Origin of the sequence: Streptomyces sp. NPDC088116, from assembly GCF_044741745.1 — a bacterium.
Lineage (GTDB): Bacteria > Actinomycetota > Actinomycetes > Streptomycetales > Streptomycetaceae > Streptomyces.
On record NZ_JBIUTF010000005.1, the window covers coordinates 615,096 to 629,538 of the forward strand.

Sequence of the window (14,443 nt, forward strand, 5' to 3'; positions counted from 1 at the left end):
GGGATCCCTGGGGGGTTCGCCGCACCTCCGGGGCGGCTCCGGTGCACCTCCCGCCCCGGTTCGACGGCTTCGGCGGTCTGGGCAGTCTCGACGGTCATCCGAGGAAGATCTTCGTACTGAACGTGATCACCGGCCGGTCCGCCGCGGCCCCGGTGGCTCCGTCCGGGCCACCGGACCCGTACAGCGCGATCAGGTCCGTCTTCTCCCCCCGGTGCGTACGTGTCACCAGGTCCGGGCGCTTGTCGCCGTCGAGGTCCGTGTACTGGAGGACCTCGGTCGACACCCTGCCCCTGCCCGCGGGCAGCTCGGGGGCGGGCGGGAGGCGTACGGCCTTGAAGCGGTACGCGCCTCCCGCGCGCCCCGGGCCGTCCGGGCCGCCCAGCAGCAGCGTGCCCCGGGCCGCCTCGCCGGGGGTGTGCGCGCGGGTGGAGTGGACGAGGTCGTCGTAGCCGTCGCCGTTCGTATCGGCCTTGGGCGCGGGTGCTTCGAGGACCGGGCCGCCGTCCTGGATCGGCGCGGACGCGGCGCGCGGGGCGCCGGCCCGGGTGAAGGGGCCGCGGAGATAGCTGATCTGGCCGGCGCTCGCGGTGACCGCGAGGTCGTTCCCGCCGTCGCCGTCGAAGTCGCCGCAGACCGGGTGGTCGGGCCATTCGTTGCCGGCCCTGGCCTTGGCGGGGATCTTCAGGACGACCGCCTTGCCGGCCAGGCCGGTGGGGCCGCCGAAGAGGATCTGGAGAGGGACGGGTGGCATGCCGGTGCCGTTGTACGGCGGGTCCGTGGCGATGATCAGATCACCGAAGCCGTCCTGGTCGAGATCGCACGCCTCCTCGGCGTCGAACGCGGCGGGGAGCGTGCCGTCGACCCGGGCGCCCCGGGTGCGCGGGCCGAGGGTCTGGCGTACGGCGGGATCGGGGCCGGGGCCGCGCCCTCGGGAGGCGGCGGTGCCGTACACGATGCCGATGCCCGCGTCGTCGCCGTAGGAGTCGCCCGGGGCCTTGACCAGGTCGTTCAGTACGAGGTCGGGGTGGCCGTCGCCGTTGAAGTCGGCCGGGAGACGGCTCCCCTTGCCGCGGGGGACGGGGCGGCGGATACCGGAGGCCGGGGCGGTGTCGCCGTTCTTCGCCTCTGCCTCCGCCCTGGTCTCCCGGTCCGGAGAGGCCGTACAGCCCGTGCTGACGGCGCCCACCGCGCCGACCGTCAGCAGTAGCAAGAACGCCGTACAGACGCGTATGCGCACGACCCCACCCATCCCATCCGTCCGGGCCGACCCCGGTGACCACCGTCAGGTCATTGTGGCCACCGTCGCCTCCACGCTCCAGGCCCTGCCCGGCGGAGATCGACCGGGCAGGGCCTGGAGCTTCGGCGGCCATACGCGAGCGGCCGGACCCGCCCCTGGCAGATCCGGCCGCTCACACACGTCCCAGGACGGCTACTTCACCGGCTCGGGCTTCGGCTCCGGATCCGGGTCCGGGGCGTTCTCCTCCTCCTCGGAGTCCGCCGGGTCCGCCGGCGTCCGTACCGATTCGAGCAGCAGCTGCGCCACGTCCACGACCTGGAGGGACTCCTTCGCCTGACCGTCGTTCTTCTTGCCGTTGACCGAGTCGGTCAGCATGACCAGGCAGAACGGGCAGGCCGTCGAGACGATGTCCGGGTTCAGCGAAAGCGCCTCGTCCACGCGCTCGTTGTTGATGCGTTTGCCGATCCGCTCCTCCATCCACATCCGCGCGCCGCCCGCGCCACAGCAGAAGCCGCGCTCCTTGTGGCGGTGCATCTCCTCGTTCCGCAGGCCGGGCACGCTCGCGATGATCTCGCGCGGCGGTGTGTAGACCTTGTTGTGGCGGCCCAGGTAGCAGGGGTCGTGGTACGTGATCAGACCCTCGACCGGGGTGACGGGGACCAGCTTGCCCTCGTCCACGAGGGTCTGGAGCAGCTGCGTGTGGTGGATGACCTCGTACTCGCCGCCGAGCTGCGGGTACTCGTTCGCGATCGTGTTGAAGCAGTGCGGGCAGGTCGCGACGATCTTTTTCGAGGGCTTCGGCTTCTTCGTGGCGCCGTCCGCGTCGCCGTCCGCGTCGCCCTCCTCGTCGGGGGACTCCCCGTACGCCATGTTCAGCATTGCCACGTTCTCCTGGCCGAGCTGCTGGAACAGGGGCTCGTTGCCCAGGCGGCGGGCCGAGTCACCGGTGCACTTCTCGTCGCCGCCCATGATCGCGAACTTGACGCCCGCGATGTGCAGCAGCTCCGCGAAGGCCTTGGTGGTCTTCTTGGCCCGGTCCTCCAACGCGCCCGCGCAGCCCACCCAGTAGAGGTAGTCGACCTCCGTCAGGTCCTCGACGTCCTTGCCGACGACCGGCACCTCGAAGTCGACCTCCTTCGTCCACTGAAGGCGCTGCTTCTTGGCCAGGCCCCAGGGATTGCCCTTCTTCTCCAGGTTCTTGAGCATCGTCCCGGCCTCGCTCGGGAAGGAGCTCTCGATCATCACCTGGTAGCGGCGCATGTCCACGATGTGGTCGACGTGCTCGATGTCGACCGGGCACTGCTCCACGCACGCGCCGCACGTCGTGCAGGACCACAGCACGTCCGGGTCGATGACGCCGTTCTCCTCCAGCGTCCCGATCAGCGGGCGTTCGGCCTCGGCGAGGGCCGCGGCCGGCACTCCGGCCAGCTGCTCCTCGGTCGCCTTCTCCTCGCCCTCCATGGTCTTGCCGCCGCCGGCCAGCAGGTACGGCGCCTTGGCGTGCGCGTGGTCGCGCAGCGACATGATCAGCAGCTTCGGGGAGAGCGGCTTGCCCGTGTTCCAGGCCGGGCACTGCGACTGGCAGCGGCCGCACTCCGTGCACGTGGAGAAGTCGAGGATGCCCTTCCAGGAGAAGTGCTCGATCTGCGAGGCGCCGAAGACGGCTTCCTCGCCGCCCTCCTCGTCGTCGAAGACCGTCTCGAAGTCGATCTCCTTGCCGCCGGAGACCATCGGCAGAAGCGCGCCGAGGGCCGTCCCGCCGTCCGCCTCGCGCTTGAACCAGATGTTCGGGAAGGCCAGGAAGCGGTGCCAGGCGACGCCCATGTCGGTCTTCAGCGCGACCGTGATCATCCAGACGAAGGACGTCCCGATCTTGATCATCGCGACCAGGTAGACCAGGTTCTGGAGGGTGCCGAGGCTGAGCCCGTTGAACGCCGCGACCAGCGGATACGAGACCAGATACGCGGCCTGGTACGAGTCGGCGTGGTGCAGGGCGCCTTCGAGGCCGCGCAGGACGAGGATCGCGATGCCGATGACGAGGATGACGGCCTCGACGAAGTACGCCTGGCCGAAGTTGGAGCCCGCGAAGCGGGACTTGCGGCCCGCGCGGGAGGGCAGCGAAAGCTGGCGGATCACGATCAGCGTCAGGATGCCGAGCGTGGTCAGCAGGCCGATGAGCTCGACGAAGACCTCGTACGGTGTCCAGTCGCCGATGACCGGCAGCAGCCAGTCGGCCTGGAAGAGCTGCCCGAAGGCGTTCACCAGGGTCAGTACGAGCGAGAAGAAGCCGACCGCGACGAACCAGTGCGCCACACCGACGACGCCCCACGTGTTCATGCGGGTGTGACCGAGGAACTCCTTGGCCACGGTCAGGGTCCGCTGGGTGGGCTCGTCCGTGCGCGTGCCCGCGGGGACCGGCTGGCCGAGCCTCACGAAGCGGTAGATCTGCGCGATGGCTCGGCCGAACAGCGCCACACCGACGACGGCGAGTACCAACGACACGGTGATCGCGGCGAGTTGCATTTGGGGGCTCCTCGGGCCTGCGAGGGTGGGGAAATCCGCACTCTTACCGAGCACTCCTGCTGAGCACTCTTACAAACGTACTAAGCGGTAACTTAATCAGGTCGTGCTGAGGTTACCCACTTATCCGGTCGCAATGTAACGGCGTACCCGGTGATCTGTGTCGCTCGGGGTGCCCTGAACGGGCGGCCGGGCCGTGTGCCCGCGCCTGTGGCCGTGCGCGAGGAGCGGCCGGGGCCGGTGTCCGCGCCCGAGGCGCCGGGGCGCGCGTGCGGGCGCCTGTCCGGGGGTGAGGCACAGCGACGGGATGCTTCGGGCGAGGATCGCCAGGTCGAGGCCGATCCAGTGGTGCTCCACATAATGCTGGTCGAGCAGCGCCGTCTCGTCCCATGGCAGCGCCGAGTGCCGCCGCGTCTGAGCGAGGCCGGTCAGGCCCGGCCGTACGAGCTGGCGCCAGGGCGCGGCCGCCGCCGGGGAGCCGGGCTTCAGGGGCGCGGGCCCGACCAGCGAGAGGTCGCCGCGTACGACATGGGGCAGCCGGGAGAGCAGGTCGAGCCGGAATCGGCGGGTGCGCAGGGAACTCAGGATGAAGGGCCGGCCGTTCAACCCGATGCGGTACTCGCGCAGGAAAAGGCCGTCCGACGGCCTTTTCCTGGAGAGCGCCATGGCGAGGGCGGCGGTCGCGAGGACGGGCGCGGACAGGAGTAGCAGCGCTGTGCCCAGCGTCAGATCCAGCAGGCGTTTGGGTTCCAGGAAGCGCTCGGGTTCCAGGCGGGGGCGCGGGTTCCAGGTGGGGCGCCAGGTGAGGTGTGGTCTCGGGCGCCACCGCAGGGGCCGTTTCGTGCGTCTCACGCGTTGCTTCATGGTGGTACCCGACCGTTCTGTGAGTTCCGTTAGGTTCTATTCCGTTTGCTATGGATTCGTATCTTTTGTTACGGAACGATCGCACGGTGAACCGGCGCGGATCGGGTAGGCGGCCCCGCCGGGCGCGCTCAAACCCCCGGAGGAAGCCCTTGCGAAGCCCTCAGGCGCAAGGTGCCCGCACAATAGTTGAGTCTCCTTGGCTCAGGTCCTTTGACTCCTTGGGATCCGTGATGCATCCTTGAGTCTGTTCCACTCAAGTCAGCTGGAGGAATTGAAATGGCACGTGCGGTCGGCATCGACCTGGGCACGACTAACTCCGTCGTCAGCGTTCTCGAAGGCGGCGAGCCCACCGTCATCACCAACGCCGAGGGCGCCAGGACCACGCCGTCCGTCGTCGCCTTCGCCAAGAACGGCGAGGTGCTCGTCGGCGAGGTCGCGAAGCGCCAGGCGGTTACGAACGTCGACAGGACCATCCGGTCGGTCAAGCGCCACATGGGCACCGACTGGAAGATCAACCTGGACGGCAAGGACTTCAACCCGCAGCAGATCTCGGCCTTCGTGCTGCAGAAGCTGAAGCGGGACGCGGAGTCGTACCTGGGCGAGAAGGTCACCGACGCGGTGATCACCGTCCCGGCGTACTTCAACGACTCCGAGCGCCAGGCCACGAAGGAGGCCGGCGAGATCGCGGGCCTCAACGTGCTGCGTATCGTCAACGAGCCGACGGCGGCCGCCCTGGCCTACGGGCTCGACAAGGACGACCAGACCATCCTCGTCTTCGACCTCGGTGGCGGCACCTTCGACGTCTCGCTGCTGGAGATCGGTGACGGCGTCGTCGAGGTGAAGGCCACCAACGGTGACAACCACCTCGGTGGTGACGACTGGGACCAGCGTCTCGTCGACTTCCTGGTGAAGCAGTTCGCCAACGGCCACGGCGTGGACCTGTCCAAGGACAAGATGGCTCTCCAGCGTCTGCGCGAGGCCGCGGAGAAGGCGAAGATCGAGCTGTCGTCCTCGTCCGAGACGACGATCAACCTGCCCTACATCACGGCGTCCGCCGAGGGCCCGCTGCACCTGGACGAGAAGGTCACCCGTTCTCAGTTCCAGCAGCTGACCTCGGACCTGCTGGACCGATGCAAGACCCCGTTCCACAACGTCATCAAGGACGCCGGCATCCAGCTGTCCGAGATCGACCACGTGGTGCTCGTCGGTGGTTCGACCCGCATGCCCGCCGTCGCGGAGCTGGTCAAGGAGCTGACCGGTGGCCGGGACGCCAACAAGGGCGTCAACCCGGACGAGGTCGTCGCCATCGGCGCCGCGCTCCAGGCCGGTGTCCTGAAGGGTGAGGTCAAGGACGTCCTGCTCCTCGACGTCACCCCGCTGTCCCTCGGTATCGAGACCAAGGGCGGCATCATGACCAAGCTCATCGAGCGCAACACGACGATCCCGACGAAGCGTTCGGAGATCTTCACGACGGCCGAGGACAACCAGCCGTCCGTGCAGATCCAGGTCTACCAGGGCGAGCGCGAGATCGCCGCGTACAACAAGAAGCTCGGAATGTTCGAGCTGACCGGTCTGCCGCCCGCGCCGCGCGGTGTGCCGCAGATCGAGGTCGCCTTCGACATCGACGCCAACGGCATCATGCACGTGGCCGCGAAGGACCTCGGCACCGGCAAGGAGCAGAAGATGACCGTCACCGGTGGCTCCTCGCTGCCGAAGGACGAGGTCAACCGGATGCGCGAAGAGGCCGAGCAGTACGCGGACGAGGACCACCGCCGCCGCGAGGCCGCCGAGACGCGCAACCAGGCCGAACAGCTCGTCTACCAGACGGAGAAGTTCCTCAAGGACAACGAGGACAAGGTCCCCGGCGATGTCAAGACCGAGGTCGAGACGTCCATCGGCGAGCTGAAGGAGAAGCTCAAGGGCGAGGACACCGCCGAGATCCGGACGGCCACCGAGAAGGTCGCGGCCGTCTCGCAGAAGCTCGGCCAGGCGATGTACGCCGACGCCCAGGCCGCCGGCGGTGCCGAGGGCGCGGGCGAGGCCCCGGGTGCCGGCAAGGCCGCCGAGGACGATGTCGTCGACGCCGAGATCGTCGACGACGAGAAGCCGAAGAAGGACGGTGCCGCGTGACCGAGGAGACCCCGGGCTTCGAGGAGAAGCCCGACGTCCCCTCCGGCGCGACCCCCGAAGAGACCGCGCCGAAGGCCGCCGAGCCGGACTCCGTACCGGAGCCGGGCCCGGCGGCCCCGGGCGGGGACGTCCAGGATGTAGCCCTGCAGGCCCAGTTGGACCAGGTCCGTACGGCGCTCGGTGAGCGCACGGCAGACCTCCAGCGGCTCCAGGCCGAGTACCAGAACTACCGCCGTCGGGTGGAGCGGGACCGGGTCACGGTCAAGGAGATCGCTGTCGCGAACCTGCTGACCGAGCTTCTGCCCGTGCTCGACGACATCGGCCGGGCGCGGGACCACGAGGAGTTGGTGGGCGGCTTCAAGTCGGTCGCCGAGTCCCTGGAGGCGGTCACCGCGAAGCTGGGGCTCCAGCAGTTCGGTACGGAGGGCGAGCCCTTCGACCCGACGGTCCACGAGGCCCTGATGCACTCGTACGCGCCGGACGTCACGGAGACGACGTGCGTCGCGATCCTCCAGCCTGGGTACCGGTTCGGCGAGCGGACGATCAGGCCCGCCCGGGTCGCGGTGGCCGAGCCCCAGCCAGGGGCCCAGCCCAAATCCGCCGATGAGCAGGCGGGCGACGAGGAGAGCGGTGGCCCGGACGGGGGCTGACGCGGTGCCAGGCAATGAAGGCGGAGAGGAGGGACGTCGGGAATGAGCACCAAGGACTTCGTGGAGAAGGACTACTACAAGGTTCTCGGCGTCCCCAAGGACGCCACCGAGGCCGAGATCAAGAAGGCGTACCGCAAGCTCGCCCGCGAGTTCCACCCGGACGCCAACACGGGTGACGCCAAGGCCGAGGAGCGCTTCAAGGAGGTCTCCGAGGCGAATGACATCCTCGGTGACCCCAAGCGGCGCAAGGAGTACGACGACGCCCGCGCGCTCTTCGGCAACGGCGGGTTCCGTCCGGGACCCGGCGCCGGCGGCGGCAACGGCTCGTTCAACTTCGACCTGGGCGACCTCTTCGGCGGCGGCCAGGGCGGTCCGCAGACGGGCCCCGCGGGCGCCGGTGGCTTCGGTGGCGGACTCGGGGACGTCTTCGGCGGGCTGTTCAACCGGGGTGGCCCGGGGACCCGCACACAGCCGCGCCGTGGTCAGGACATCGAGTCCGAGGTGACGCTCAGCTTCACCGAGGCCGTCGACGGGGCCACGGTCCCGCTGCGGATGTCCAGCCAGGCGCCCTGCAAGGCCTGTTCCGGTACGGGCGACAAGAACGGCACCCCGCGGGTCTGCCCGACCTGCGTGGGCACCGGTCAGGTGTCGCGCGGCACCGGCGGTGGCTTCTCGCTCACCGACCCGTGTGTCGACTGCAAGGGGCGTGGGCTGATCGCCCAGGACCCCTGCGAGGTGTGCAAGGGCAGCGGGCGTGCCAGGTCCTCACGGACCATGCAGGTCCGTATCCCGGCGGGCGTCAGCGACGGCCAGCGGATCCGGCTGCGCGGCAAGGGCGCTCCGGGCGAGCGAGGCGGCCCCGGCGGGGACCTGTACGTGGTCGTCCACGTCGACGCCCATCCGGTCTTCGGCCGCAGGGACGACAACCTCACGGTCACCGTGCCCGTCACCTTCTCGGAGGCGGCGCTCGGCGGCGAGGTGAAGGTGCCGACCCTCGGCGGACCGCCGGTCACGCTGAAACTGCCCCCGGGGACTCCCAACGGCCGTACGATGCGCGCCCGGGGCAAGGGCGCCGTGCGTAAGGACGGCACTCGCGGCGACCTGCTGGTCACCGTCGAGGTCGTCGTTCCCAAGGACCTCGGCGCGGAGGCACGTGACGCGCTGGAGGCCTACCGGAAGGCGACCGCGGACCAGGACCCGCGGGCAGAGCTGTTCCAGGCGGCGAAGGGAGCATGACGCGATGGACAGGGACGGGCGTCGTCGGCAGTCCGCATCGTTCAGCAGGGCGTATCAGCTGACCGAGGAAACGCCGGTGTACGTCATCTCGGTGGCGGCCCAGCTCTCCGGGCTGCACCCGCAGACCCTCAGGCAGTACGACCGTCTCGGCCTGGTCTCCCCGGACCGTACGGCGGGCCGGGGCCGCCGCTACTCGGCCCGTGACATCGAACTGCTCCGTCAGGTACAGCAGTTGTCGCAGGACGAGGGCATCAACCTGGCCGGCATCAAGCGCATCATCGAGCTGGAGAACCAGGTCGCGGCGCTCCAGTCCCGGATCGCCGAGCTGTCGTCGGCGGTCGACGGCGCGGCGGCGGCGATGCGGCAGCGCGAGGCGCAGGTGCATGCCTCGTACCGCCGGGACCTGGTGCCGTATCAGGATGTGCAGCAGACGAGCGCGTTGGTGGTGTGGCGGCCGAAGCGGCCGGCGGACTGACCGGCGCCGTGAAGTGTGCCCAGGACCTGGCGAGGGCCTGATGAGGTCCGGGCGTCGCCGGGGAGTGTGTTCAGCGGCCCGGCACCGTCTGTGAAGGACCCCCACCCGGCGGACCCGCCGGGTGGGGGTCCTTTTCGTACTCCCCCGCCGCCCCCACTGTTCCCGCCGCCCCCGCCGTCCCCATGGTCATGGTCCCTTCGGTGCCGCCCTGGCCCTGTTCCAGGACTCCCGACCGGGCGATGAGATAGCCGAGCTGGGCGCGGCTGCCGCTGCCGAGGGTGGCGGCCAGTTTGGCGATGTGCGCGCGGCAGGTCCGTACGTTCATCCCCAGGCGCCGGGCGATGGCCTCGTCCACGTACCCCTCGACGAGAAGCCGCGCGATGGAGCGCTGGACGCCCGTGATGCCGTCGGGGGTGGGCGCGTACCGGACCTGCTGGGTGAGGGGGGTGGCGCGGCGCCAGAGCTGCTCGAAGACCTGGGCCAGGTAGTCGACCAGACCCGGGTGGCGCAGTTCCAGGGCGACCTGGCGGTCGGAACGGGCGGGTATGTACGCGACGGTGCGGTCGAAGATGATCAGCCGCTCGATGAGTTCTTCCAACGTCCGGATCTCGACCTTGCCCTCGGCGAGCCGTTCCGCGTAGGCGAGTGTGCCCTGGCTGTGCCGGACGGTGTGCTGATACAGCGTGCGGAGGCTGACACCGCGGTCCACCACGGACCGGCCGCGCTCCAGCGCCTGGGCGAGCACATGCGCGCTGCGACCGCCGCCCGGCTGCACGGTGAGCACTTCGGTGCGGCACTCGGCGGTGGAGAGGTCGAGCGCCGCGTTGATCCGGCTGACGCCCTCCAGCACGGTGATGGCGTGGGTGGTGGGCGGGTCCTGAGCGCTGATGGTCATGAACGGCTCGAAAGAGTCGGTCAGTTCGACGGCGAAGTGCCGCCGCTGCTGGATCTCGCGTTCGATGGGGTGGAGCCGCTGGGCGAGGGCCGCGGAGGGTGGAACAGGGCGAAGCCAGTCCGGATCGTCGGGATCGGGGTGCAGGAGGGGGAATTCCATCAGGCACGGTGCCGCCGCGGCTTCGCTTCGGGCGAGGCGTCCGGAGCGCAACGCGCTGGCGTAAAGCCGTCTGCCGTCATCACACAGATCAGTGACGGCATGGGGATGTGTCGGTTTTGAGTTGTTTGCGGGCAAAGCTCCACCCCCCAGGGTCCTGAACATGCAGGAACATGATGCCTCGTCCCGGTGGTGTTGACGTGTCCGGGTGAGACATCGTCTAGATGGCGGGGGAGAGGAATCCATCAAGTGAGGACGAAGCCGACTATGTACAAGAGAATGCTTCGCGCGGTGGTTGCCACTGCTTTCTCTGCGGCTCTGGCCTATGGTGCGCTGGTTGTCGGGGGGGACATCGGCTGGAGCACCAAGCCTGTCGCATCTGCCGCTGAGGGTACGGGCGGTGACATCGGCTGGAGCGATTCGGCCCGTGGATCCGCTGCTCAGGGTGGGACGCCGGGTGACATTGGCTGGATCGTGTCCCCGAAGAACGCCCCAAAGGACATCGGCTGGCACACCTCGCCGGCCGGCGCCGGCGCATGACCGTGCCGCCGGACGATCGGGTCTTCCGGCGCGAGATGGCCACGGCCTACCGGTCCGGGTGGCATTTCATCGACATCGTCACGGCTATTCCTCACCGTGGTGATTCGTTGATGGTCACTCTGTTCGGAGAGCCCGTCGTCGTTGTGCGCGAGGAGGACGACGACGTCCGCGCCTACCGCTGCCTCCGCAGGCCGCGGGGGGCCCCGCAGCCGGTACGGTGCACGATCCGATACGACATGATCTTCGTCAACCTCGACCAGCGCGACCACCAGCTGGTCGGCTCGAATACCACCATCGCCACCCCCCGCAGTGCCTGAGCGATTCCCCCGTCGTTGTAAATCGCTCGGGCACTTCCCCCACACAACGGCGCCATCGTGGACCTGAAACACGATGGCGCCGTTGTGCTGTCCGCGTACGGTTCGCGTGCGCGGGTCCGTGAGCCCGTCGCGTCCGTGGGCCGTCAGCCGCGGCCCAGCGTCCGGTTCACCTCGATCTCGATGACGACGCGGTCCGGGTTGGGCGTGGGAGTGCGCTCGTACCTCTCCGCGTAACGGCTCTCCGCGTCCGCCACCGCCTCCGGCTCCGTACGGACCGTGGCGCGTCCCTCCAGCGTCGACCAGCGGCGGCCCTGGACCTGGCACACCGCGACACGCGCGCCGCCGCCTCCGCCCGCCCGCGCGCCCTCCTCCGCGCCGGTCCCCGCGCTCGCCGCCAGGATGTTGGCCACCTTCCGGCTGTTCTTGTTGGCGATGACGCGCGCCACCCCGGCCACCGGGTCGTACGTCACGCCCACCGGGGTCACGTGCGGGCTGCCGTCCGGGCGTGTGGTGGTCAGCGTGCACACATGCCTTTCGCGCCAGAACGCGAGAAAATCGGGGCTGGGGCTACGTACTCCATGGGTCATGCCGAAAGCGTAGAACGCGCCGGATCCGCGGACCCCGGACTCCCGCTTTCAGGTTGAGTGGAATAGGCTCAACTTTACGTATGTTGTATGTGGCAGATGTGGGACGGGCGCGGGCGTGTGCGCGCACGGTACGAGGCGTGGTACGAGGAGGAGAGGGCACGTGGACGCAGAGCTGACCAACAAGAGCCGGGACGCGATCAACGCCGCCACCAGCAGGGCGGTGGCGGCCGGACATCCCGATCTGACCCCCGCGCACCTGCTGCTCGCGTTGCTCGAAGGCCAGGACAACGAGAACGTCACCGACCTGCTGGCGGCCGTCGAGGCGGACCAGGCCGCGGTACGGTCGGGCGCGGAGCGGCTGCTGGCCGCCGAGCCCAGCGTGACCGGGTCCACCGTCGCGCCCCCGCAGGCCGACCGTGAGCTGCTCGCCGTCATCGCCGACGCGGCCCGGCGGGCCAAGGAGCTGGGGGACGACTACCTCTCCACCGAGCATCTGCTCATCGGCATCGCGGCCGAGGGCGGCCAGGCGGGCGAGGTGCTGGATCAGCGGGGGGCCGGCGCCAAGAGGCTGCTGGACGCGTTCGAGAAGTCAAGGGGAGGGCGCCGGGTGACCACACCCGACCCGGAGGGCCAGTACAAGGCCCTGGAGAAGTTCGGCACCGATTTCACCGCCGCGGCCCGTGAGGGCAAGCTCGACCCGGTCATCGGCCGGGACCAGGAGATCCGGCGCGTGGTGCAGGTGCTGTCGCGCCGTACGAAGAACAACCCGGTGCTGATCGGCGAGCCCGGTGTCGGCAAGACCGCCGTGGTCGAGGGCCTCGCGCAGCGCATCGTCAAGGGCGACGTGCCGGAGTCGCTCAAGAACAAGCGGCTGGTTTCGCTGGACCTGGGCGCGATGGTCGCGGGCGCCAAGTACCGTGGCGAGTTCGAGGAACGCCTCAAGACCGTCCTCTCCGAGATCAAGGAGAGCGACGGACAGATCATCACCTTCATCGACGAGCTGCACACCGTCGTGGGCGCGGGCGCCGGCGGCGACTCCGCCATGGACGCCGGCAACATGCTCAAGCCGATGCTGGCCCGCGGCGAGCTGCGGATGGTCGGCGCGACCACGCTGGACGAGTACCGCGAGCGGATCGAGAAGGACGCGGCGCTGGAGCGGCGTTTCCAGCAGGTGCTGGTCGCCGAGCCGACCGTCGAGGACACGATCGCGATCCTGCGCGGGCTCAAGGGCCGCTACGAGGCCCACCACAAGGTGCAGATCGCGGACGCGGCCCTGGTCGCCGCCGCCGCGCTCTCCGACCGCTACATCACCTCACGCTTCCTCCCCGACAAGGCCATCGACCTGGTCGACGAGGCCGCGTCCCGCCTCCGTATGGAGATCGACTCCTCGCCGGTCGAGATCGACGAACTCCAGCGCTCGGTCGACCGCCTCCGTATGGAGGAACTCGCGCTGAAGAACGAGTCCGACCCCGCCTCCAAGCAGCGGCTGGAGAAACTGCGCCGCGACCTCGCCGACCGCGAGGAGGAGCTGCGCGGGCTCAACGCCCGCTGGGAGAAGGAGAAGCAGGGCCTCAACCGCGTCGGTGAGCTGAAGGAACGCCTGGACAACCTGCGCGGCCAGGCCGAGCGTGCCCAGCGCGACGGCGACTTCGACACCGCCTCCAAGCTGCTGTACGGGGAGATCCCCGGCCTGGAGCGGGAGCTGGAGGAGGCCGCGGCGGCCGAGGAGGAGGCCGCCAAGGACACGATGGTCAAGGAGGAGGTCGGCCCGGACGACATCGCCGACGTGGTCGGCTCCTGGACCGGCATCCCGGCCGGGCGGCTGCTGGAGGGCGAGACCCAGAAGCTGCTGCGGATGGAGCAGGAGCTGGGCAAGCGGCTGATCGGCCAGGGCGAGGCGGTACGGGCCGTGTCCGACGCGGTACGCCGCAGCCGCGCGGGCATCGCCGACCCCGACCGCCCCACCGGCTCCTTCCTCTTCCTCGGCCCGACGGGCGTCGGCAAGACGGAACTGGCCAAGGCCCTCGCGGACTTCCTGTTCGACGACGAGCGGGCCATGATCCGCATCGACATGAGCGAGTACGGCGAGAAGCACTCGGTCGCGAGGCTCGTCGGCGCCCCGCCCGGCTATGTCGGCTACGAGGAGGGCGGCCAGCTCACCGAGGCGGTCCGCAGGCGGCCGTACTCCGTCGTCCTCCTGGACGAGGTCGAGAAGGCCCACCCCGAGGTCTTCGACATCCTGCTCCAGGTCCTGGACGACGGCCGGCTCACCGACGGCCAGGGGCGGACGGTGGACTTCCGCAACACCATCCTGGTCCTGACGTCCAACCTGGGCAGCCAGTACCTGGCCGAGCCGCTGACCAGCGACGAACAGAAGAAGCAGCAGGTCCTGGAGGTCGTACGGGCGTCCTTCAAGCCGGAGTTCCTCAACCGCCTGGACGACCTGGTGGTCTTCACCGCCCTGACCAGGGACGAACTGGCCCACATCGCGGAACTCCAGATCGCCCGCCTGGCCACCCGCCTCGCCGAACGCCGGCTGACCCTGGAGGTCACCCCGGCGGCCCTGGAATGGCTGGCCGACGAGGGCAACGACCCGGCCTACGGCGCCCGGCCGCTGCGCCGCCTGGTACAGACCGCGATCGGCGACCAGCTGGCGAAGGAGATCCTCGCGGGCGAGGTCACGGACGGCGACACGGTCCGGGTGGACCGGGTCGGGGACGGGCTCATCGTGGGCGCGGCGGGGGCGGCGCCTTCGCTGGACAAGACGCTGTAAGAAGTCTCCGGATCTCTCTGGAAGTCTCCGGAAGTCTCCGGAAGTCTCCGGAAGTCTCCGGAT

General features: G+C 69.5%; 11 protein-coding genes. 6 read left to right on the top strand and 5 right to left on the bottom strand.

Annotated features, from left to right (window positions below; translation table 11 throughout):
- Positions 1–94 precede the first annotated feature (94 nt).
- The 3 genes from ACIOJD_RS23275 to ACIOJD_RS23285 form a co-directional block, all read right to left on the bottom strand.
- Complete coding sequence (locus ACIOJD_RS23275; RefSeq protein WP_401916781.1) at positions 95–1,237, bottom strand: VCBS repeat-containing protein; 1,143 nt, start codon at positions 1,235–1,237, stop codon at positions 95–97.
- A gap of 192 nt (positions 1,238–1,429) precedes the next feature.
- Positions 1,430–3,760, bottom strand: a complete 2,331-nt coding sequence (locus ACIOJD_RS23280; RefSeq protein ID WP_401916784.1) for a (Fe-S)-binding protein — start codon at positions 3,758–3,760, stop codon at positions 1,430–1,432.
- Positions 3,761–3,880: 120 nt separating this feature from the next.
- Positions 3,881–4,609 carry a sugar transferase gene (locus ACIOJD_RS23285; protein WP_401916787.1) on the bottom strand — a complete coding sequence of 243 codons (729 nt, stop codon included), beginning with the start codon at positions 4,607–4,609 and terminating at the stop codon, positions 3,881–3,883.
- 288 nt (positions 4,610–4,897) lie between these two features.
- Between ACIOJD_RS23285 and dnaK the strand changes: the two genes are divergently transcribed.
- Genes dnaK through ACIOJD_RS23305 form a run of 4 tightly spaced genes read left to right on the top strand, consistent with a single transcriptional unit; the run spans position 4,898 to position 9,112 of the window.
- Positions 4,898–6,751: a molecular chaperone DnaK gene (dnaK, locus tag ACIOJD_RS23290; protein WP_401916790.1), complete on the top strand. Its 1,854-nt coding sequence runs from the start codon at positions 4,898–4,900 to the stop codon at positions 6,749–6,751.
- Entirely contained in the window at positions 6,748–7,401 is a 654-nt protein-coding gene (gene grpE / locus ACIOJD_RS23295) for a nucleotide exchange factor GrpE (RefSeq protein WP_401916793.1), read from the top strand. Before dnaK ends, grpE begins: the two co-directional genes overlap by 4 nt.
- A 42-nt stretch (positions 7,402–7,443) precedes the next feature.
- A complete protein-coding gene (dnaJ, locus tag ACIOJD_RS23300; RefSeq protein WP_401916796.1) occupies positions 7,444–8,637 on the top strand; it encodes a molecular chaperone DnaJ in 1,194 nt (397 codons plus the stop codon).
- A 4-nt stretch (positions 8,638–8,641) separates the two neighbouring features.
- Positions 8,642–9,112 (top strand): heat shock protein transcriptional repressor HspR, encoded by a 471-nt coding sequence (locus ACIOJD_RS23305; RefSeq protein WP_401916798.1) that lies wholly within the window; start codon positions 8,642–8,644, stop codon positions 9,110–9,112.
- A gap of 70 nt (positions 9,113–9,182) precedes the next feature.
- On the opposite strand, the gene ACIOJD_RS23310 is transcribed toward ACIOJD_RS23305, so the two are convergent.
- The gene (locus tag ACIOJD_RS23310; protein ID WP_401916801.1) at positions 9,183–10,166 is read right to left on the bottom strand and encodes a helix-turn-helix transcriptional regulator; all 984 of its coding nucleotides are present in this window, start codon (positions 10,164–10,166) and stop codon (positions 9,183–9,185) included.
- Positions 10,167–10,699: 533 nt separating this feature from the next.
- On the opposite strand from ACIOJD_RS23310, the gene ACIOJD_RS23315 reads away from it, so the two are divergent.
- Entirely contained in the window at positions 10,700–11,020 is a 321-nt protein-coding gene (locus ACIOJD_RS23315; protein ID WP_401916804.1) for a (2Fe-2S)-binding protein, read from the top strand.
- 143 nt (positions 11,021–11,163) lie between these two features.
- Here ACIOJD_RS23315 and ACIOJD_RS23320 read toward each other — a convergent pair whose 3' ends face one another.
- Positions 11,164–11,607 (bottom strand): pyridoxamine 5'-phosphate oxidase family protein, encoded by a 444-nt coding sequence (locus tag ACIOJD_RS23320; protein ID WP_401916807.1) that lies wholly within the window; start codon positions 11,605–11,607, stop codon positions 11,164–11,166.
- 160 nt (positions 11,608–11,767) lie between these two features.
- On the opposite strand from ACIOJD_RS23320, the gene clpB reads away from it, so the two are divergent.
- Positions 11,768–14,380, top strand: a complete 2,613-nt coding sequence (gene clpB, locus ACIOJD_RS23325; RefSeq protein WP_401916810.1) for an ATP-dependent chaperone ClpB — start codon at positions 11,768–11,770, stop codon at positions 14,378–14,380.
- Positions 14,381–14,443: the final 63 nt, after the last annotated feature.

What these genes read in the sequence shown, in the direction of transcription:
- ACIOJD_RS23280 (WP_401916784.1), bottom strand. Translation starts at nt 3,760, where the DNA reads ATGCAACTCGCCGCGATCACCGTGTCGTTGGTACTCGCCGTCGTCGGT.
- dnaK (WP_401916790.1), top strand. Translation starts at nt 4,898, where the DNA reads ATGGCACGTGCGGTCGGCATCGACCTGGGCACGACTAACTCCGTCGTC.
- dnaJ (WP_401916796.1), top strand. Translation starts at nt 7,444, where the DNA reads ATGAGCACCAAGGACTTCGTGGAGAAGGACTACTACAAGGTTCTCGGC.
- ACIOJD_RS23305 (WP_401916798.1), top strand. Translation starts at nt 8,642, where the DNA reads ATGGACAGGGACGGGCGTCGTCGGCAGTCCGCATCGTTCAGCAGGGCG.
- ACIOJD_RS23310 (WP_401916801.1), bottom strand. Translation starts at nt 10,166, where the DNA reads ATGGAATTCCCCCTCCTGCACCCCGATCCCGACGATCCGGACTGGCTT.
- ACIOJD_RS23315 (WP_401916804.1), top strand. Translation starts at nt 10,700, where the DNA reads ATGACCGTGCCGCCGGACGATCGGGTCTTCCGGCGCGAGATGGCCACG.
- ACIOJD_RS23320 (WP_401916807.1), bottom strand. Translation starts at nt 11,607, where the DNA reads ATGACCCATGGAGTACGTAGCCCCAGCCCCGATTTTCTCGCGTTCTGG.